Consider the following 21,345-nt stretch of genomic DNA (forward strand, 5'->3'; position numbering starts at 1 on the left):
CATTACCCTCAGGAACTACATCAACGAGTATTGAATGCGAAGGCTTTGTGTTACGATGCGTTAAAGTTGACGGAAAATATGATGTAGTAGTTGATTTAACCTGTTAGAACTAATTGATCCGGCTTTATCTCCCTACTATCCCTCTCGGCGTTACAGAGAGGGATATCACACTACAGATGAGGGGAAGAAACCTGTTCCCTGCTTCACCATCCCCTCCTTCAACTGCCTGCGCAACCTTTGAAGGGTCTTTGCCTCCGGCCTGAGCCATGTCCTTGCGACCGCTCCCGCCGCCGCCCGGAACCGGTTGACGGGACACAAGATGTCTTATAGTTAGCTATTATTCTGCTTCAACATTTTTTTGATGACTATTCTGTCATGCGATGTTAAATGGGTGTATGGTTTCATAGGGTTTCTTTAGAGATTTGTTGTGGTGATTAATCTCATATTACTGGGGCCTTATGATGTCATCTTTTATATTCCTATCTGTTGCACTTCATTATTGAATTCGGGAGGGAGTCCCATGGGAGACTGTATACGCTACGGAACCTGTTGCCAGGATGTGCGCCTTGCTGAACAGCCGTATATGCTTCAGACGGCCTATGAGTACTGGCTGAAAACACCAAAGAAGATCTTCCCTGTCATTACCGGTGTAAGCATTACACGGTTGATGATGAGGGTCTCGGATGCTGCTCAATCCACATCTTTCGTCAAAAAATGTGCGCCGGTTTTCCCCATTATGATGAAGTTGAGCATCTTGACCGCGACGAGGCTCCGAGCCTCTATGAGGGATACGGGTATAACGAATGAGCTTAACGGGAGACGGTGATGGAAATAAATATACTTATTACCGTATTGTCATCGATCGCCTTCATTAGTTATTGCTATTTCGGATTATATGTTTTTTTGCTTGATCCAGGTGATCCGCAGAAACGAAACTTTTTTTACTTCTGCGTCTCCTTTGCCCTCTGGAGTTTCTGTTATATTGTTATTGCTTCATCATCCAGTACCTCGACGGTTATCTTCTGGCAGAAGGCTGCCTATGCCGGCGCCCTGACTTACGAAGTTTTTATCCTCAGGTTTTTTCTTGATTTCACCGGGGTGATAGAGAGAATTCAACATAGAAAACTTTTTGCTGTTATGTTATGGATTGTGCCAGCACTTTTTCTGCATGAGAATTTTCTTAATAATACGATCGCCCATGATTTCCCTGATGGGTTCTGGTATATTGGTCTGCATGTTTTGGCCGGTGCCTACAATTTTACCAGCCTGGCACTTCTTTATTTTTTTTATAAGAAGAGCAATTCCTTCCGTATAAAAAAACAGGTTAAAATTATTTTTACCGGAGGTTTTGTCACTATCCTGATCACTGTTCCTACTGATTTTTTTATGGGTTTACAGCATATACCGACACTCACGCCGGTCCTGATACTTATCTGGATTTCTTCGCTTTTCTATGCCCTTGTCCGGTATAAGTTTCTCGTCCTTTCGCCCGAAATGATTGCCCGGGAGGTATTTTCTCATATTGATGAACTGGTAATACTTTTCGATCCAGAAGGAAGGGTAATAAAATGCAACAGCAACAGCAGCAATCTCCCGGGAAAGAACTCACTGGAAAACCTTTCACTTAATGAGCTTTTTACCGATCCTGGGCTTGTGAGAGAAAATTTTAAAGAATTATTTAAGGGGAAGATAAAGGATTTCAACCTCAGGCTTTCATTGCAGCATGAAGGTATAGAATTACCCCTGGAGGGAAGATTCTCTCGCATCAGGGATGAATTCAATGATATCCTCGGGATTCTCTTTATTGGTAAGGAAGTTAAGGGAATACAGCAAGTAAGAAATATCTACAGGCTGACTCTCCGGGAGGTCCAAATCGTTGAATTACTGCTTCGGGGGAAGGTAAATCGGGAAATTGCCGATACACTGAATATAACTTCAAATACGATCAAGGCCCATATTACCAATATTTATAACAAGTGCGGAGTAAATACGAAACTGGCTCTCATGGATCTAATGAAGCAGTATGAACTAGTCTAATTTTGACAATAATTGCCTTTCTAGTAGTTTTGGGCGATGTCATATTCTCCCGGTTTTATTATATACATTCGATATATTCTAAAATTAAGGGGGAAGCAATTATGAAAAGGCTACAGTCACTGGTATATCTGCTACTGTGTTTAGGGGCGCTGATTGTCGTAGTTGGCGTGAATACGGGGTGTGAAAATTCTTCTGATGAAGATGAAAAAACTTCCCTTCCGGTAATATTGATTACCCCCGGAACTGTTGAAGAAGATATTTCGGCAAACTTGACTTTTTCAGTTTCTATCGACAAAATAGAACAGGGAGATACTGTAACCGTAGACTGGACTACCAGTAACGGTACTGCAACTGCAGGAGAAGATTATACCGCGGATTCCGGTACCCTGACATTTTCCTCTACTGATCCACAGGAAGTGAATGTTGTTGTGATTGATGATGAAATATACGAAGAAAACGAAACCGTTCTTCTTGTTTTATCAAATCCTGTGAATGCAAAGATTGACACTTCTATCGCAGATGGTGCTGAGGGGACTATAACAAGTGATGGAAACTATCAGATTGTAGTGGGCCCAACATATGACTCAGTTTATTCTTCCAGTCCACGGCCAGATGGTGTTATCTATGTTGATGGCGCTTTATGGATTATAGAAGTAAATGCTGCTAAACTGTATACTATTGATCCAGCAACAGGTACCGAGTCGAGTTCTTTTTCTATGAATATTGCTCATGACTTATCCTGGGATGGCACTTATATCTGGTCAACGTCATATTTTGGTGCCCACCCTCATCTTTACAAGTACGACACATCAGGCGCCCTTCAGTCTGATATTACAATAACTGATGAGGCTAACTTTCCTACTGCCATGGCATATGATACTCATAACAATTGTATATGGGTGGTAAATACTAACTCTACCCCGGAAACAAAGGTGTGGCAGATAAATCCTGTAAGTGGTGCTGTTATTGATTCCTGGACTCTAACAGATGGCAATACCTTGTCTGGAGTTACCTACGGTATGTGTGTGGACAGCAAGCCCGGGTATCTCTGGATGGTATATGGCTCTACTTTGCGAAAGGTCTCTATTGCTGAGAAAAGTGTTGTTAAGGACTTTACAATCCCCTCACCTCCGGCAGCCTTACTTACAGGTGTTTTTCAGGTGGAGACAAATGAATTTTGGATGGTAAGCGGAAATAATAATGTTTTTTTCAAGATAGAAATTACAGAATAGATGCGCCGTTTCCCGCGATATTGTATAAAATTTACTAAACCGAGGGACTCCACACCAGGGCGAATCCCTCGGTTTGCTGGGTCTTTTAGCGGGCATAGAGGTTGCAAGTTGCAAGTTCTTATGATCTCTTTAACTGATGTTTAAATCAGAGATTTTTTTTGAAATTTAGGAAATTCCGCCGCCGGAAATTAGTCCATGGAACACAAGATATCTTATCCGAAGCTGGCATCCCGGCAACCGCTGAATTAATGTATTGATAAAATACGCTAAATTTTTGGTGCCCCACTTCGTCACAGTGAGGAAGCCCCTGGGGAAATCCGACATATCCGATCACTAGAATCTGACGGTCTCTGGCAATAACGCATCCGCTCCACCCCTGTCACAGGTGGGTCATTGGTAGTTTTCTGAATCCATGATTATTCCTTTCCCGCTCAAAAATCTTGTTTTATTATTCCCCGATTCTCGGAAAAAAGCAAGAAGAAGCGACATGTAAAAAGACACCTGGATTATTTGCCGGGTTTCGGTCTGTCGGCTGCCAACACCGCTAAGAGACCCGGCGGTTTCCCTGCCGGGTCAATTCGACTTGTAGAGAGGAAAGTTAGTTTGCGGTTTTACCCTTTTTAAAAAGTCCATTGACTTTTTCCCTACGATATGACATTCTAAAAATACTATATAGCATAACAACATCTTAAAAACAGGAGTTTCTTAATGCGGTTTTTTAAATTCTTACAGTTGTTTTTTACAGTACTTTCATTATTTTCAATTTTTCCCGGTTGTACTTCTCTGAACACTTTACGCTCGATGGATGAATCCTATAAGACTATAACTTTAGACGACATCAAGCTTACTCTGGATGTTCCTGCCGACTGGAAAATATGGACAAGAAGGCAAGGGGGAGAGGTCTACTATTTTTTAGGAACGACAGCGGAAGAGTTTGAATTTGATTATTCACAAGTTCCTGTTTTCTCGGAATTTTATACGGATCCCGGTAAAATTCACGGTGTGTATATACAAACCATATTCGGAACCATGGAAAACATTGATCTTGAATTAAGAGTGAACGCGCCGAAGTACGAGGTAATTTCTCAAAAAAATCTTTCGGATGGCACCATTATTGGAAAAAGTGTGCTGATGAAGGATGAGTGGAAAGGTTATTATCAGTACTATGCAATTGGAGGAAACAGCAGACCAGGGCTAAAGATAGAAACCCGGTCAAGACTTTTCCGGAATGAGGATGGGGAAATGGTATTCGATGATGAAAAAGATAAAAAAGAGATCGATACCATCATAAACAGCATCAAATTCAATTGATCTTTTAGCGTGTGAAGATTTAAAAATAAAAACTCCAGAGATCACTGAAAAACCTTCCTCTTAATGAGCTTTTTGTTAATCCCGGGCTTGTGCGAAAAAATATTAAAGAATTATTTGAGGGGAAGGTAAATCGGGAAATTGCCGATACACTGAATATAACTTCAAATACGATCAATGCCCATATTACCAATATTTATAACAAGTGCGGAGTAAATACGAAACTGGCTCTCATGAATCTAATGAAGCAGTATGAACTAGTCTAATTTTGACAATAACTGCCTTTCTAGTAGTTTTGGGCGATGTCATATTCTCCCGGTTTTATTATATATATTCGATATATTCTAAAATTAAGGGTGAAGCAATTATGAAAAGGCTACAGTCACTGGTATATCTGCTACTGTGTTTAGGGACGCTGATTGTCGTAGTTGGCGTGAATACGGGGTGTGAAAATTCTTCTGATGAACCGGATGAACCTGCCATTTATCTTTTCCCAATGCCCACGACTTTAGGCAATATTGGCAGTCGCGCAACAACAGACGCCGCCTGCCTGGCGGAATACCAGGCTAACTATTCACAGAAAAAATGTGACCTTGTTCACGCTTTTCTCAGCTATTCCGATGCAGATGAGATTCGTGACATGCCGACCCTTTACAATGTACCGACAGTTCTGCCAGTAAAGAGCATGAATGGCACAGAGATAGCTGAAAACTGGCAGCAGCTTCTTGATGCCAATAATCAGAACCTGAGCAGTTCTCTCTATGATGCGGGCCTTTTTACTGATGATGGCATTCTCTTTTTCTGGACTGGTTCTGATCATGAGGGGGCTGCTTCTCCTGGAATACTGTCGGGGAACGATCATTGCAGCGGCTGGAGCACCACCTCATCTGCCGGTGATGGGGGGGGGTGGTAATAAAACAGGTATAAATTATAGTTTTCTGAACCATGGTTTTTCCCATTGTAATGTATCGCGGCCCTACCTGGGCATCTGCTGGAAAGATCAGAATCCTATATAGATTTTTTATGCCGAAAGCAATGTACCTGAAGATATGAAAATGATTTTAAAATAGAAATACAGGAAACTCCGCCGCCGGAAACCAGTTCATGGGACACAAAATATCTTACTTGTGCTGAGCCTGTCGAAGCATCCAAAGCTGATCCCGGCGACCGCTGAGCTAATGTATTGACAAAATATTCAAAAAAGGTAAAGCTTTATTAAAATTTGGCAATGATCAAACTGATAAAACGTGCATCAAGCAGTATGATGCCAATGATCAGCAGATACCCTATAGAAAAGAATCGCACCAAGAGAAACAAGAACAATCGAGATGCTTTTTTCTGTAATAATATTCATGGCAAATCATTGTACTATTAATCTCACACACTGGAAACATATATGGACAAAGACAATCGTAAACGTGAACGAGTCGCCATAGATCAGATCATAGAGATTTCAACCAGCGATGGGCAATTGTTACGATGCGTTAAAGTTGACGGAAAATACGATATAGTAGTTGATTTAACCTGTTAGAACTAATTGATCCGGCTTTATGTCCTTACTATCCCTCTCAGCATTACAGAGAGAGATATCACACTTAGCTGGGAAAAAGAAACCTGTTCCCCTGCTTCACCATCCCCTTGAGAGCCTTTACCCCTTCTTCAACTGTCTGCGCAACCTTTGAAGGCTCTTTGCCTCCGGCCCTGAGCCATGGCCTTGTGACCGCCGCAGCCCGGAGCCGGTTGATGAGACCAAAAAGCCTTACCTAACCGGAGCTCTTTGTCAATTTTTTAATGCATCGGTCATCAGGCACCGATTCGGACAAGATGTACTTTATTGTATAAACTGGTTTCAGGTAAAGAAAATTCCTTAATAGCAATACAGTATAGAGATAACACTTGACAGGGCATTTGACGTCTTTAAAGTGTCTTTCAATTTGGAGGATAATTATGAAAAAAAATCTAATACTTGCAGCATCATTTCTTTCAGCTTCTCTTTTATTGATCGGCTGTGCAACGGCTTGGTCCAGTTATACCTCGACTGGCAATGAATACCCTGCTCTGGCTGAAAATGCACAGGTTGATGTAATAATGAGAGCAACTCCGGAGTATAAAGTTCATCAGATTGGTATTATTGAGGTCCGCTGCGGAGTTGAAACACATTGTATTGAAGAGGCTAAAAAGGTTGCCCGGCAGAAGGGAGGCAATGTTATAGTATTAGCTCAGTCGAGTTCTGGTTTTAATGTAGATGATGGTGAAGTTTCACAATTCAAAATAAGAACATATGAAGTGTGCAGAAAAGTGGAATAATTAGTATCAGTCAGTAAAAAATCCATGCCAAGGCATGGATTTTTTTATGCTTAGAATTATAAGAAACTCCGCCGCCGGAAACCAGTTCAATACACAAAAAAGCCGTCCAGAACTTTGTTCTGAGACGGCCCCTTTTCCTGCCAGTGCCCTTCAGGCTCGTCACAATGACGTGGTGTTAATTATCAGCCTCACGGAATTTTCATCGATGAGCATCTTCTTGGCGATTGCATCGGCGCTCCATCCTTTGCCCGAGAGCTCCCGTACGGTCCTGATAAGATGTTCATTCATGTTTTTACCCGGCGCCATTTCCTTATTGACCTGTTTGACTATGGGGCTGCCCGTATCAACGGCCTGGATGAACTCCACGAACTCCCGCATCTTTTCATCGGTCCTGACAAACATGTTCTGGAGCTTGACATCGGTCTCATCAATCTCCTCGCGCAGTGTTTCAACTTTCTTGAACATGGCATAAATCTGGTCGACCCTTTTCGACATAACCTCGCTGAGTCCGTCAATCTCGTCGAATTTATCTTTCAGCTCCTGGATATCATTTCTACGCGTGTTGAGAATGAGCGTCTTCTCTTCCACATCCTGGAGATGTTTAGTCATGTTCTCGATTTTCTTGTCGGAACGTTCTATGACTTTCTGATATGTCTTCAGCTTGGTATCAACGGACTTAACGAGAATCTCCGACTTGTTTGCCGATTCAAGGTTCTTGGTAATGAGATCCTCGTACTCACGCAGCTCTTCGATCCGGGTTTCCAGGTCGGAATAACTCTCCGAAAGGGCATCTATGCGCGCATTGACAAAATCGATTTTCGACATATTGTCCTTCATCAAATCTGCCCGTGTCAGCGCCAGGTCGCTTGTTTCCAGGAGGTTCTGAATACTGGCCTCCACGTCGGCCAGCTTGCTCTTTCTCGCCTGGTAGCTGTGGATCTCGTTATTGATGGCCTTGCGCAATTCCTTGAATTCCTCCGCGTCTTCGGTAAACCGTTCTATGCTCACGGCATCCTGGTGGGCCTTGTCCAGCATCGTGTTGAGATGCTGGATGGAGTTATCAACTTTTTCAATCATTGAATCCGTTCTGGTAAATATCTTATTGTGCTCCTCGTACTGCAGTATCTCGCTCTTGATCTCGGCCAGCCGGTCTTCCATGGTGGAGAAGTCCTTTTTAATTTTCTCCGACAGATTGCCGAATTTCATGTCAATGGCCTGGTATTCCGAATCAAGAGAGCTGATTTTATTCTCTGCCGTATTGATAAGCCTGTTTTCATGATCGAGTACCTTCTCCTGGAAGTCTTCGATCTTCTTCCGGATATCCTCGGCCTCTTTTCTCGTGGCCTGTACAATTTCATCTTTTTTGGCGATGGCATGAATGTTGAGATTATCCATTTCGGTACGTATGCGGTTTACCTCGCTTTCAAAGGTATCAATGAGGCTCGCCTTGGATTCATCCACATTATCTTCCACATTCTTAAGCTTGCCGTGGATTCGTTCCACCTCACTGTCGAGCCTGGAAAACATTCCTCCCTTGAGGTCATCAAATTCCTTCACGGCCCTGCTCATATTTTCCTTCATTTCATCGGACTTGATCTTAATATCGGAAAACACGGTATTTTCCAGATCCGAGAGCGTGGCCTTCAGCGTCATAATCTGCGATTCCCTCTCATTAAACGAGGCCGTGTGCTCATTAACAACACTTGAAAATTCCTCCATGAGCTCCCGTGACCGCTCTCTCAGCTTGCCGTTGAAGCCGTTGATGATCGCGTTGCTTTCACTTCGAATGCCTGCCACATTTTCCCGCAGGTTCGTAATTTTGTCGGTGAGATCGGAAAACTCTTCACGGGCAAGACCTATAAACTCAATCTGTTTGTTGACGTCGCGTGCCGCATGGGATATGACCTTGATATCCTCCTCGACCTTTTTCAGATTCGTTTTTTCAATGTCTAATCCGCTGAGGCGGTTTTCCACTTCCTTGAGTGAACCGCTCAGATTCACCGTGAGGGCGTTGGATTTTTTAATGAGGATATCCATCTCAATGGTGGCATCCTTGAATTTCCTTTTTTCCGTTTCGGCCAGCTTTCTGAAATCATCAAACATCTTACTGGAATAACGGCGCAGTTTTGTCATTTTCATGTTTGATTTGTCGATCCTTCGGAAAAGGATCATCATGCCAAGACACACCGCAAAAGTTATTATATTCAGAATCATGAGGCAGTCTCCGGTTTAGTCGTTTTTTGAAATCACCTTATGTCGCATTACAACATATACCTGAAATATATTTACTGGACACATATTCAAGTATAGACTGATAAACATTATACACTATACAATTGATAAAATATGTCAATACATATTTTATGTCACATTAGATAAAATTATTTCATATTAATTATACGTTGACAATTTTTATATTTTGTCCAGAATATTGCCTCGCCTTGGTGCCGGCATTTAACCACGACCCGATAAATATTCGGGAAGGAATGGCTGCAATACATGACAAATAAAACAGATCGTTTCATGAACAATATCATCGAGCTTATATTGAAGCACTATCGCGTTGTGTTGATCGGCATCCTTATAGTTTCCATTCCCCTGGGCTATTTCTATTCCCGGCAGAAATATTTCAACAATATCAATATTTATTTCGATGAAGGCGATACCGAGCTCCGGACATATAAACAATTCCAGAAGACCTACGGGAACGAGGAGCTGCTGGTCATGGCCTTCAGTGACGGGGACATTCTGACGGAAAAAAATATATCCATCATTCACCGGATATCCTCGTCGCTGGAGGGCCGTCAGGGCGTTCAGCGCATATTCAGTCTCACCGAAGCCACGGAAGCAGTCAGTACCGGCGACACCATAACCTTCAGCCGTATCATCGATATGGACAGCCTCAGCAGCGCGACACTGCCGTTTATTAAAAAGAAGATTTTCAGCAACCCCCTTCTCATAAACAATCTCATCTCCGCCGACGGGAAAACAGCAGCCATTGTGATCGAGCTGACACCCGTGCTGGAAAATAATGAGAAATTGCACATACTGAATGATCTGAAGGCCCAGGCCGTAAAGGCGGCGGGCAGCGGCATTCGGCTCCGCTTCGCCGGCCAGCCGATCCTGGAAGCCCGGATGAACGATCTGACGAGAAAAGACAACCTGCGCTTCACACCGATCATGCTTCTCTTTATTTTTTTCATTCTGAGACTCTCGCTGAAAAAAACGGGGCTTTCTGTTCTGGTATTGGCGACCCTTATTCTCACCATCGTCTGGGGATTAGGCCTTCTGACCCTCTCGGGTGAGACCATGAACATGACAACGGTAGTAATACCACCTGTTCTCCTGGCCATATCCGTGGCTGACGCCATACACATCCTGTCCCATTATCGTGAGATATACATGCTGAACGGGCATAAACACCTCGATGCTGTCAGGACTGCCGTAAAGGATGTCTGGCTTCCCTGCCTTTTCACCAGCCTGACAACGGCCATCGGATTTTTTTCATTCGTGACAGCCACCATAAGACCGCCGAAAATCGTGGGAATATTCACCTCCATCGGTGTCATTATAGCGTACCTGCTTACCATCACCATGATCCCCGCAGCTCTCATTATGCTGGAAAAATTCCTCGGGAATGAGCCGGTAACACCCGGGGAGGAAGAAAGAGTACTTTCTGAATCCCGCGGTATCGATTCACCCTTTACAACAGCACTTGTCCGCCTGGGGTCCTTTATCACATCACATCACCGGGCTGTTTTTATTTTCCTTGTCATTATAATGGCAGTTTCCGTTTACGGTATGTCCCGGCTGCGCATCGAAACGAGTTTTGTCAACTATCTGCCCGAGCATGACGAGCTCAGCCAGGACATCAAATATATCGATAAAAACCTGGGGGGCACCATCCCCTTTGTCATGCTCATTCAAGCCCGGACCCCTGATCATGACTTTTCCCATCCTGAGAGTCTGCAGCTCCTGAGCGATATTCAGAATGACCTCATGAAAAAACTCCCCCACTTCTCATCCACTTTTTCCATTGCCGATTATTTCAAGGAAATCAACCGGGCCTTCAACGACGGTGATGAAAAATATTACCGCATTCCCCATACACGCACCGATGTGCTGGATTACTGGGAGCTGGCGGAACCTGAAATCCTCGATCATGCCGTAGCTCCCGACATGATGGAGGCACGGATATCCTTCCAGTCTCGGTGGGGATCAAATGCCCTGGCAAAAAAGTATAACGCCATGATAATAAGTTATATGAAAGAAAAACTTGGAGCGGAGTATTCATACAAGATTACGGGGATAAGTTCGCTATATCTATCCATGGGGAACAACCTTCAGCGAAGCCAGATAAAAAGCTTTCTCTCGGCCTTCATCATCATTTTCATCATGATGTATTTTGTCTGCGGAAATTTACGGCTCGCCATTATCAGCATGATTCCCAACCTCTTCCCCATCATGCTGACACTGGGGCTTATGGGGATCATGAATATCCCCCTTGATATCGTCACCATTATGATCGCCAGTGTCGTAATAGGGATCGCCGTGGACGACACCATTCATTATATCGTGTGGCTGAAACGCAACTGCGAGGCGGGGATGGACGTACGGGAAGCGCTGATCAAGTCATACCGTGACACGGGAAAACCCATAGTGATAACATCGGCGGTTCTTGCTTTCGGTTTTTTTATTCTCGTTCTCGGTGCAGTCCGGCCCACACAGACCTTCGGTCTTCTCACGGCCTTTTCCATGGCAACAGCCCTTTTCGGCGACATTGTTATCTTACCTGCCCTGATCCGGCTTTTCAGGCCTCCCATTATCAGGACAGGCAAATAAAATTCCTATTATTTGCGGCCCTTTAATAGTTCACCGAGCCGGTTCGTCGCATCAGCAACCACCTTCTTTACCGTGGGGTCCATGGAATTTTTTGCATATACGGGATAAATAATTTCCGACTCGGCCCACTTGCCGGGTGAATAATCATAATTATTCTGAATTACAAAATTGTTCTTAGTGGAATCAACTCCCATCATGGATTTCATCTGGTTTGTATCGGGGTCCTTGAACTGAACCGCGAATCCGCTGTCTCTCCGTACTGCCGCGTATTTATACTTTTCAGCATGGGCCAGAAACTCATTGATGCCGGGATAGCCGTATGATCCGGAAGTATTAGTCATACCGCTCCTCATCAGGCTCTCCTTGTATTTCTGAAACTCTCCGGCCTTGAAGGGATTTTCTATTCTTTTCAGGGAGTTTTTATCATTGGGATCATAGGAATAGACAATATCAATATCATCCTCGGTAGTATTATCTAAATCGATATAGAAGATAAATATGGTCATATCGTATACAACGATATGGGTCTCCTTATCAACGGATCGGAAAATTGTATAGGCCCCTCCACGGGGAAGGACATCCTTGTCGAACTCAACATTAAAGAGAAGAGTCTTGTTATAGGAACCCCTTTTATACTGGGCAAACAGGACACCGGAGAAGATAAGAATCGATGTGCAGATCAAAATGATGCTGTTTCTTAAGGAAATAATTCTTTTCGTGCTGATTGTTTTCATGGCCCGTCCCTCATCATTCAAGCTTAACTACCATTCATAGCTTACCACTCTTTTCAGGCAGCGTCAAGATAAAATGATCCGCCTGCGGGACAATACAGGCTATTTTTTATGGACACACTATACCGATGTGAGAGGTTTTCCCGTGTTATTCAAACAGACCGGCATACCCGGCCGCTACCTGGTCCGAGGTGAATACCACGGCGCATTTTGGCAGGGCTCCAATAAACTGCCGGCCGTAGGGTTTTGATACAATCCGCGAGTCCAGGACCGCCACAATACCCCGGTCCTGCCTGCTTCGTATGAGCCGGCCAAATCCCTGCTTGAATTTAATCACCGCTTCCGGGATCTGGTATACGACAAAGGGATTGAGCCCCTGCGTTTTCAGGAGTTCGACGCGGGCCTGAACAGGTGGCGCGTCCGGTACTGAGAAGGGAAGCCGCATCATGATAACGCAGCGTACCAGATCGCCGGGAAGGTCGATCCCCTGCCAGTAGGAATGGGTTCCCATGAGTATAGAATCTTCATCACTCATGTACATTTCCACGGCCTCCGACGACGAAAGGTCGCCCTGGGAATAGATACGGTTCTCCACCAGGTCCGCCAGGAATCCCCTCACCTCTTCAAGCATCTTATATGAGGTAAAAAGAACCAGGCAATTGCCTTTAACGATCTGTATGATTTCAGCCACGGCCTGGGCGGCCTGCCTGCTGAAGAGGGGCGTGCCCGGTTCCGATATGTCTTTTTTCACGTAGAGCAGGGCCTGCTTCTGGTAATCAAAGGGTGAGCTTAAGACCACCCCCGTGCAGCGCTCCAGGCCGAGCCTCCCCGATATATAGCCGAACTCGCCGTTGACCGCCAGCGTTGCCGAGACAAAAACCGATGAACTGTAGGCGTTCACGACCTCGCGGCGCATGATATCGGCGATCTGGATCGGCTGCCCCCGCAGGGCCACATCGCCCATGAGGGACGATTCATTTCTTTCTATCCAGTACACGTAGGGATTGTTGTTGTGATAAATGAAATCCACCAGGGCCTCGACAAAGAGGAAAAAGCGGCCCCTGGCTATATCGAATTCCATGCGGGCGTATTCATCACCGAACTCCTCCTCGGCCTCACTCATGAGAAGCATGAACTCCTTCATCTGCCCGACGAGCTCCACGCCGAAATTCAGGGGCTTCAGGCAGCGGAACTGGAGGGAGTCCCGGGGAAAGAGAGTACGCACCTTTTCGAAAAAATATCCCGCCTCCCGGGCTATGGAAACAAGGAGACCGATGCTCTTCTCACGCAGCTCCATCTCCTGAATGCGCGACAGCAGGCTGTGCCTTTTTTTTCCATGGTGAAAACGATCCAGTATCTCCGAAAGCAATGTCTGGCTCAGGTTGAATCCCAACTGCGACGAGGCAATATCCTCCACGGAATGGGCCTCGTCAAAAACAACGATGTCCGTTTTCGGCAGCAACGTCTTTCCCGAGGCGATATGTGTGAAAAAGAGATAATGGTTCATCACCAAAAGATCGGCCGACTGCCATTCCTTCCGGGCCTTCTGGTAGGGGCACGACGGGGCAAAGTTGCAGTGATACGAGGCGCAGGCGTCGGACTCGCGACATATCTCGCTCCACAGTTTTCCCGAAACGCGGACATCGAAACGGGTAAAGATGGCATCCTCGCCGAAGAGGCGCATGATATTCCCCAACTTCCTGATATCATCCTTGCCCAGGGTCCCCTTTTTCAGGGCAAATTCAAAGCGACGGCGGCAGGGATAATTGGAGCTCCCGAGACAGAGGGCGTAGGAAATATCAATGCCCAGATGTTTTTTAAAAATCTCTTCAGCCAGGGGAATATCCTTGTCCATGAGCTGCTTCTGCAGCGCCTTCGTCTCCGTGGTGACCGTAACTTTCAGGCCGTTTTCCTTTGCATAGATGAGCGAGGGGATGATATAGGCCAGGGTTTTTCCCGTGCCGGTGCCGGCCTCGACAATGCCGTTTTCCTTTTCCACGAACCGTTCCAGGATGAACTCGGCCATCTGGAGCTGCTCGGGACGGTGCTCATACCGGGGGATGATCCCGCTGAGATACCCCTGGGAACTGAATATTTCTTTCATTCTGTTTTCCGCGGCCTCATACCTTTTCCCGCGATATGATTGTCGTGACTGCATACCGCCGGTGAGAAACAAAGGTGCCGTCGGCAAGGCAAAATTGCAACCTCAATTTAGAGACGGTGATATTTTTGCTTTAGGATACAATCCCGTAGAGTATTTTCAGATGAATTCAGAGCTTGCCTTCTCGGTAAAGTCACGCATGAGGACTTTTGTCAACTCTCCCGGATTTCCCGTTCCGATCATGCGGCCGTCCACGCTCACAACGGGTATGATCTCGGCCCCTGTTCCCGTGAGAAAGCATTCATCGGCCGTATACAGGTCATACTGGGTAAGCCCCGTCTCCATGCAGGCGAGACCTCTCTGCCCGGCAAGGCCCAGCACCGTGTCGCGGGTAATGCCTCCCAGAGAGCCGAAAAAGGCCGAAGGCGTTTTTACCACGCTCTGTTTGATGATAAATATATTGTCCCCGGTACACTCGGCGATGAACCCCTGGCGGTTCAGCATGACCGCCTCGAGGCAGCCCGCCTGCTGCGCTTCGATCTTGGCCAGGATATTGTTGAGATAATTGAGCGATTTTATCCGCGGGTCCAGGCTGTCGGAAGAGATGCGCCGCGACGATGCCGTGATAATCTTTATTCCCTGTTCATAGTTCTCCCGGGGATAGAGCTGTATATCATCAACGATGATGATAACCGATGCCCTCCGGCATGAAAGGGGATTTATACCCAGGTCTCCCACGCCCCGGGTAATCAGGAGCCTGATATACCCGTTCTTTTTACGGTTCAGCGCAACGGTTTCCAGTACGGCCTGTTCCATATCCTCCATGGACAGGGGGACGGTGAGCATAATGGCATGGGCGCTGTCATACAGCCGTACCAGGTGATCCTGGAGCCTGAATATCCTGCTGTTATATATCCGTATGCCCTCGAAAACACCGTCGCCGTAGAGCACGCCGTGGTCATAGACCGATATTTTGGCCTCTTCTTTTTCGTAAAACCTGCCGTCAATATACACCGTCATGTTGCCTCCTCGTCATGAAAGACATCACGCAGCTTAACATAACCCGCGCCGAAACGTTTGATCAGCTCTTTATCGAAACGCTCCACAATCTTCATGATATATATGTCATGTTTCACATAATCCTCGGCAAGTGTGACAAAACCGCTGTTCATGCTCCAGGCTCCCTCGACGCGCCGGTCGCGATACACCGTGGCAGTCATGGCCTCGCGGGAGTCCGCAACGAGGGTAAAACCCCGGCCGCCCTTCTCATCATAGATCGTATCCTCAATGGGGTGCCGGAAAACCTGTCCGGACCCTATGGCCGTCTCGCCGAAATTGACAATGGCAACGGGGATACCCCTTTTGGTTTTATCTTTTATGCAGTCCCCGAGCGGAAGAATATCCTCCTTCCACCCCGAAAGGAGTATGTTCGTTTCGGCTTTCAGGATCATCCGCTCAGCTTTTTCCATGAGATGATCATAGTCGTGGAGGTTCCAGATGTAGGATACGTCTTTCTCAATATATTCCGCCGACAGTTCCCTTTTCAGGGTATCCAGGGTCGACTCCAGCCTGCTGCGGTGACTCTCGATGAACTCCTGGGGAGGCAGGGGAACATACATTTTCTTCGAATCCACAGAGGAAAAAGACACGACGCCCTTATCCTCGAGACGCGCCAGCACCTCGTAAATCTTCGACGTGGGAATACCGGAAAGACGGGCGATTTCATAGGCCGTGACCGGATTGTTCCCGATGAGAGCCATGTATGCCCGCGCCTCGTACTCGGAGAATCCGATTTCGATAAGCTTGTTTAATGTATTGTTAACTACCATAGTAGTCATTAACTACTATGGTAGTTATTTTGTCAAGGAATTATGAGAAATTTAATTCTGACCACTCTCAGCATCGTGACGGTCTTTCAGTCTATGAACAACCACATATTGTTTTTTATCATCACAGTACTGAAACACCTGGAGGAGCTGGCTTATTTTTGGCATATGCAAGGGGAACGGTATTGATTTTGAAACAGTCGGCCGAGTATAGCGCCGGATTACAAACCCATTGTCCGGGGGTTCGAATCCTTTCGGACGCTCATTAAAAAAGGCGCCTTAACGCGCCGCCCTTTTTAATATTTATTCGATATAATTAAGATTTTTACCAGATTAAAATTTCATCAAAGTAAACCGATGTATATTCGCCAACTTTCATATATATTTTATTCATTGATGTTCTGAAGTTATCGAATTGATAAACACCATAATAAGAACCGTTGATATACAATTCAAAATTATAATCAATCCAGTTAATCCTCTTAAATTCAAAATGGTACCAGACATTTGGAGAATAATTGCCGACAACACCCTGCCCCCAGAGATTAATCACATTTTGTTGAAAAGTGGTGCTGTAATAAAGCGATATGCCACTGACATTTTGATATTGCGTGTTGGAATATGTTGAATCTAAAAACCACAGATAATTCATTTCCGTGGTTAATTCTGTTACCCTCATGTAGAAACCAATATACTCAGGATTCACTTTATTTGGGAATGTATAAGTAAGTTCATAAGATGCATCATCATTGGAAGTCATACGCACTGATCTGTTTGAAATGAATTCCTGATCAGAAATAGTAAATGAGTAATCGTCATAAATGGATGTACTATAATACCAGTCTGAGTAATCATCATCGAAACTTTCATAAAAAAGAATCCGGTACACGGTAAAAGAATAAGTAATAGGCTGTGAATAGAGACTTCCCTTTTTAATCCGGAGAGTCATGGTTGCCGGGGCATTGTTCAGATATCGGGTGATAATGCCGTCATCAGTTATTACACTTTCATCCAATGATTCCCAGATGAGCGTTGTACCATTAATTCCCGAGGTGGGAAAAGACAAAGAATTAGTCACTTTATTGATAGAAATATCTCCACCGGTTAAAAAATCGGCATGATTTATATTGAGATAATACTCGTAAGCTTCATCAAGCGCATTCTGATCGGCAATAGGACATAATATCTGCCTTACGGAGTAGCCGTATGAGTTTTCAGCTGTAACAATTATTCTATAATTTTTTCCATTGTCAATCCCAGTGAAAGTGTAGCCTGAATCAGATACATCTATAGTGCCTTCTGTATAGTTGGAAACAGTCGCACCGGCAATATCGATCTCTCCCTCTTCTCCAATGTATGCGAAAATTATGGGATCTGGATCTCCTTCATCGACAAACTCTGGCCTCGCCAGTGTTATTGAATTGTAAGTAGACCCTTCTATAACAAGTTCCTTTAGTTCTGGTCTTTTTCCAACGATGGTGTCATCACTGGAATTGTCCTCGATTGTGGTGTCGTCCGCGGGAGTATTGCCGGAATTATTTGCATCGTCTATACATCCGACAGATAGTAGCATTATAATAGCAAACACAATATGTTTCTTAAGATTATTCATCATCTATCAGACCATACCTGCCGGTGGAAACCAGCAATTAAGTTTTTTACTAAAATTATCATGATTTATAATAAACAGTATTAAAGAGCTATCCTTAAAATCTTTCATAGCTCATTATGGATAATATAATTGACATTACTATAATGTCAATTAAAATTCGTCCGTCCGGGTTTTTATTAAAATAAAGATTCTTTGTATAGAAAATCAAGAATTTTATTCGCTAGACACTGATCATAAAGACGCATTGCATCTTATCCAACTCAATACTGGCGACCGATATGCTAAATTATTTACAGAAAGTTCCGGATAGGCGAGGCTTATTAAACTTCCCACACCGTAACAGTTTTACCGCATCCGACGATGCCAGGGAATCGATCTTCCCTATGATATCATTCCTCATGGAATGATTTTGGAATGATAACCCCGGTCATTTGTCCGTGGAGGAGAGAATTCATGATAGAATAATTTCTTGACAAAATAAAATGAACAGGTGCAGACTAACAGTGGTTATTATTCCAATTAATTATTTTGCATAATCAATCGCAGACAACAGGGACAATGCAGGCATTGTAACAATACAATTGTCCGGAATATTATTTATGCAAGGAGCTATCCTGATGAAAAAAATTTTTGTGATATCATTATCAGTTTCATTATTAATCGTCATATCGTTTGTCATTAAATCCATGGCATCGGATTATAAAAAGATACAGCTGGTGATGGAACTCTATGAAAAAGAAGACTTTGGCGGAAGAAAAATCGTCATAGCGGTTGACACGCCCGATCTTGAAGAATATTGCTTCAACGATAAAACAAACTCTTTAAAGGTTTTCAGAGGGCCAAACTATATGGGCGGGGCGCAGGTCAAAGTCTTTAGCGGAAAAGACTATAAGGGTGGTTATATTGAACTTACCGCTGATGAAGAAGTTAAAAACTTAGAAAAGGATAAAGGTTTTGGGAGTACAATATCTTCCGTGAAATTTCCTTATTAAATAATTCACATCAGTCGAATCCGTATTTCACTAATTTGCCGTTAAAAATAATACATAATCATCCCCCACCGGGGATTTCAACAAGCATGATATCCCCGGTTTAGCTTCAGATTAATGCAGATTTTATTGTTTAAACGCTGGGCCGGTCAGCGCCGGGTCAATACGATATCCTCTATATCCTTTTCCCTACTATAAGTTCCACCACTTTTCGTGCCGCGTCCGGAAGCTTGTTCTTTTCACCGACAGTGATCTCCTCGGCATGCAGGTATCTCTGGTCCGACACATTCAATATTTTAACGGAGATTGAATACTCTTTAAACACATGCTGAATGCTTCCGACAACAACGTACTTGCATTCAAGAGCCCGGCCAAGATTTATCTGGCAGTCTTTGGATTCGCACTCCGTACCCAGGGCCTGTCTCATCCCTTCCATCTTCAGCATTTCATCAATCTTATCGTTTGTTATAACATCAAACATATCTGTTTTTATCAGGCCGGTCCGTATCGTATCGGTAATGTACTGGGCCTCTTCTTTGGTAATGCCTGAATTGATCCTGAAATTCATAACCGCGATTCTCTGTTTACCATGCTTTGTCGCCATTTCATATTGCTTTCCTTTAAGCGTAAAAACAGCGAGATTTTCTTTTTTAGTAAATATTTCGAGATACATGTCTTCACACATAGACTCCATTGACTTTTTTAAAAGCTGCTGCATCTGAAACACCGTTGCGGCCTGAAAGTTGCCTTTGGAAAGCTTCTCGATTTTTACCCTCTCCTCGCCATCGGAACCCAGGGCGATACGGTACTGGACATTCAGGCTGATGGAGCTCGGGAATTGTTCCTGTATCGGTCTGGCGCTTCTGACCTGGAGGTAAATACCTGTTCCGGGTATTTCATCCCTGAATTCAATACCCTGAAAATTGGGTTCAAAAGTTACTTTAAGAGCGTGCTGTAAAGATTTTCGATAATTACTGATGGAGAGATTCTTTGCAGCTCCCGGAACCATGAAAGAATCCCTGATCTGTTTATCAATAATGATTATCAATGGTGCATTAATCCTGACATCAGACCTGTCAACATCAGGGTCGGCTTTAACAAAGGAGCTTGCAGCGCATCCAGCCATAAGCAGGAAAAAAGGAATAAAGAAACATATTTTTTTCATTAACGCCTCTCTGTAATATAACAAGATATGCACATTATAAACACGGTTTTTGAGATTGAACATTTCCTGTCTGACCCTGTTCCTGGTGACCGGTTGGTTAAAGTATTAACAGAAGGTTCCGGGAAGGCAAGACCTTTTTTGATTTTTAAAAGTGCTCCTCATTCCCCGTATTACGGCCTGAATCCCTCGACCAGCCCGTTCATACGCTCATCGGGCTGAATCAGCCTGACGTTGATAAAACCGGCCACTTCAAGGGATTCCCTTATTTCCTCAAAGGAGTAGGTGCCGCCTCCCTGGGTTCCCACCAGCATATTCACGGCAAACAGGGCTCCCCGGGCAGGCTGCGTATGATCCGGGGTCATCACATGGTCACGGATAATGATCCTTCCTCCCGGCACCAGGGCGCGGTATATCTTCCGGTACAGGGCGATATTCTGCTCCGTGCTGTTCTGGTGGATGATGGCCGAGAGCAGCACCAGGTCATATCCCTGTGGCAGTTCATCCAGGTAGAAATTTCCGGGAACCAGGGTGATTCGCTGGAGAAGACCCGTACCGGAAAGACGGCGTTCTGCAATCTTTATCACGGGCGGCAGATCAAACAGGGTCGCGGTCATGCCGGGAAATGCTTCCAGGAATGCCTGGGTATAAGAACCCGAAGCGCCGCCGATATCGAGAAGCTTTTTAGCCTGTCCCGGCCGGATCGCCGATACGATACCGGGAGCCAGGTTATATGCTACGACATGCATGGCTCCGATAAAGGCCTCCAGTTCGCTCTCGTTGTCAAGAAATCCCATTGTTTTATTATCATCCATGCCATGCCTGACGATTTCCGTCAGGTTGGACCATCTTTTCCATCCCCCCACATTGTGCCTGATCATGGGTATGATCGTGCCTGGTGATTCCGTGGACAGTGATGAGGCCACCCCGGCCGGGCAATGGTACATGTCGGTATTCTTTTCGAGCAGGCCCATGCTTGCCAGAGCGTCAAGCAGAATCGTTATACCCCGCTCCGTAACTTTCAGAGCATCCGCCGCTTCCCGTGCCGACATTGATCGTTTTGCCAGAATGGTGAATACATCCAGTTCGGCGGCCGTGAGAAATATCCTGGACTCCATGAATTTTCTTCCCAGTGCAATAATTTCTTCAGGTGTCATATCCATATCCTTGCATTATTTTATGAGACGCAGAGACACCG

17 protein-coding genes and 1 pseudogene are annotated in these 21,345 nt (G+C 44.8%); 8 read left to right on the forward strand and 10 right to left on the reverse strand.

Translation table 11 applies throughout. The features are described from left to right. Window positions 1-520: 520 nt before the first annotated feature. The 3 genes from CVV44_07935 (at window position 521) to CVV44_07945 (ending at window position 3,269) form a co-directional block, all read left to right on the forward strand. Window positions 521-826: a hypothetical protein gene (locus CVV44_07935; protein PKL38789.1), complete on the forward strand. Its 306-nt coding sequence runs from the start codon at window positions 521-523 to the stop codon at window positions 824-826. Further along, the gene (locus CVV44_07940; protein ID PKL38790.1) at window positions 826-2,037 is read left to right on the forward strand and encodes a hypothetical protein; all 1,212 of its coding nucleotides are present in this window, start codon (window positions 826-828) and stop codon (window positions 2,035-2,037) included. Before CVV44_07935 ends, CVV44_07940 begins: the two co-directional genes overlap by 1 nt. Window positions 2,038-2,138: 101 nt before the next feature. Beyond that, the gene (locus CVV44_07945) at window positions 2,139-3,269 is read left to right on the forward strand and encodes a hypothetical protein (GenBank protein ID PKL38791.1); all 1,131 of its coding nucleotides are present in this window, start codon (window positions 2,139-2,141) and stop codon (window positions 3,267-3,269) included. A gap of 274 nt (window positions 3,270-3,543) precedes the next feature. Here CVV44_07945 and CVV44_07950 read toward each other — a convergent pair. Beyond that, a pseudogene (locus CVV44_07950) lies at window positions 3,544-3,656 on the reverse strand (cell division protein DedD). 414 nt (window positions 3,657-4,070) lie between these two features. On the opposite strand from CVV44_07950, the gene CVV44_07955 reads away from it, so the two are divergent. Together CVV44_07955 and CVV44_07960 are read left to right on the forward strand one after the other, a co-directional pair. Further along, the gene (locus CVV44_07955) at window positions 4,071-4,580 is read left to right on the forward strand and encodes a hypothetical protein (GenBank protein ID PKL38792.1); all 510 of its coding nucleotides are present in this window, start codon (window positions 4,071-4,073) and stop codon (window positions 4,578-4,580) included. Between the two features lie 44 nt (window positions 4,581-4,624). Further along, window positions 4,625-4,843, forward strand: a complete 219-nt coding sequence (locus CVV44_07960; protein PKL38793.1) for a hypothetical protein — start codon at window positions 4,625-4,627, stop codon at window positions 4,841-4,843. A gap of 308 nt (window positions 4,844-5,151) precedes the next feature. On the opposite strand, the gene CVV44_07965 is transcribed toward CVV44_07960, so the two are convergent. After that, entirely contained in the window at window positions 5,152-5,397 is a 246-nt protein-coding gene (locus CVV44_07965) for a hypothetical protein (GenBank protein ID PKL38794.1), read from the reverse strand. 1,127 nt (window positions 5,398-6,524) lie between these two features. Here CVV44_07965 and CVV44_07970 point away from each other — a divergent pair. Continuing rightward, window positions 6,525-6,884: a hypothetical protein gene (locus CVV44_07970; GenBank protein PKL38795.1), complete on the forward strand. Its 360-nt coding sequence runs from the start codon at window positions 6,525-6,527 to the stop codon at window positions 6,882-6,884. 159 nt (window positions 6,885-7,043) lie between these two features. Here the strand turns inward: CVV44_07970 and CVV44_07975 are convergent, their stop codons facing one another. Then, window positions 7,044-9,098 carry a hypothetical protein gene (locus CVV44_07975; GenBank protein ID PKL38796.1) on the reverse strand — a complete coding sequence of 685 codons (2,055 nt, stop codon included), beginning with the start codon at window positions 9,096-9,098 and terminating at the stop codon, window positions 7,044-7,046. Between the two features lie 285 nt (window positions 9,099-9,383). Between CVV44_07975 and CVV44_07980 the strand changes: the two genes are divergently transcribed. Further along, window positions 9,384-11,726, forward strand: a complete 2,343-nt coding sequence (locus CVV44_07980) for a hypothetical protein (GenBank protein ID PKL38797.1) — start codon at window positions 9,384-9,386, stop codon at window positions 11,724-11,726. Window positions 11,727-11,734: 8 nt separating this feature from the next. On the opposite strand, the gene CVV44_07985 is transcribed toward CVV44_07980, so the two are convergent. From CVV44_07985 to CVV44_08005, 5 genes are all read right to left on the reverse strand, one after another. Continuing rightward, window positions 11,735-12,460, reverse strand: coding sequence for a hypothetical protein (locus tag CVV44_07985; protein PKL38798.1), 726 nt, complete (start codon window positions 12,458-12,460; stop codon window positions 11,735-11,737). Window positions 12,461-12,605: 145 nt separating this feature from the next. Beyond that, window positions 12,606-14,615, reverse strand: coding sequence for a hypothetical protein (locus tag CVV44_07990; GenBank protein ID PKL38799.1), 2,010 nt, complete (start codon window positions 14,613-14,615; stop codon window positions 12,606-12,608). Window positions 14,616-14,717: 102 nt separating this feature from the next. Continuing rightward, window positions 14,718-15,578, reverse strand: a complete 861-nt coding sequence (gene ilvE, locus CVV44_07995; GenBank protein PKL38800.1) for a branched-chain-amino-acid transaminase — start codon at window positions 15,576-15,578, stop codon at window positions 14,718-14,720. Beyond that, window positions 15,575-16,396 carry a hypothetical protein gene (locus tag CVV44_08000; protein ID PKL38801.1) on the reverse strand — a complete coding sequence of 274 codons (822 nt, stop codon included), beginning with the start codon at window positions 16,394-16,396 and terminating at the stop codon, window positions 15,575-15,577. Before CVV44_08000 ends, ilvE begins: the two co-directional genes overlap by 4 nt. Before the next feature lie 313 nt (window positions 16,397-16,709). Further along, complete coding sequence (locus tag CVV44_08005) at window positions 16,710-17,999, reverse strand: hypothetical protein (protein PKL38802.1); 1,290 nt, start codon at window positions 17,997-17,999, stop codon at window positions 16,710-16,712. A gap of 596 nt (window positions 18,000-18,595) precedes the next feature. On the opposite strand from CVV44_08005, the gene CVV44_08010 reads away from it, so the two are divergent. Further along, window positions 18,596-18,988, forward strand: a complete 393-nt coding sequence (locus CVV44_08010; GenBank protein ID PKL38803.1) for a hypothetical protein — start codon at window positions 18,596-18,598, stop codon at window positions 18,986-18,988. A gap of 172 nt (window positions 18,989-19,160) precedes the next feature. Here the strand turns inward: CVV44_08010 and CVV44_08015 are convergent, their stop codons facing one another. Both CVV44_08015 and CVV44_08020 read right to left on the reverse strand, forming a co-directional pair. Continuing rightward, window positions 19,161-20,213, reverse strand: a complete 1,053-nt coding sequence (locus CVV44_08015; GenBank protein ID PKL38804.1) for a hypothetical protein — start codon at window positions 20,211-20,213, stop codon at window positions 19,161-19,163. A gap of 107 nt (window positions 20,214-20,320) precedes the next feature. Continuing rightward, window positions 20,321-21,310, reverse strand: coding sequence for a hypothetical protein (locus tag CVV44_08020; protein PKL38805.1), 990 nt, complete (start codon window positions 21,308-21,310; stop codon window positions 20,321-20,323). Window positions 21,311-21,345: the final 35 nt, after the last annotated feature.

It is taken from the genome of Spirochaetae bacterium HGW-Spirochaetae-1 (assembly GCA_002839375.1).
Taxonomy (GTDB): Bacteria; Spirochaetota; UBA4802; order UBA4802; family UBA5550; genus PGXY01.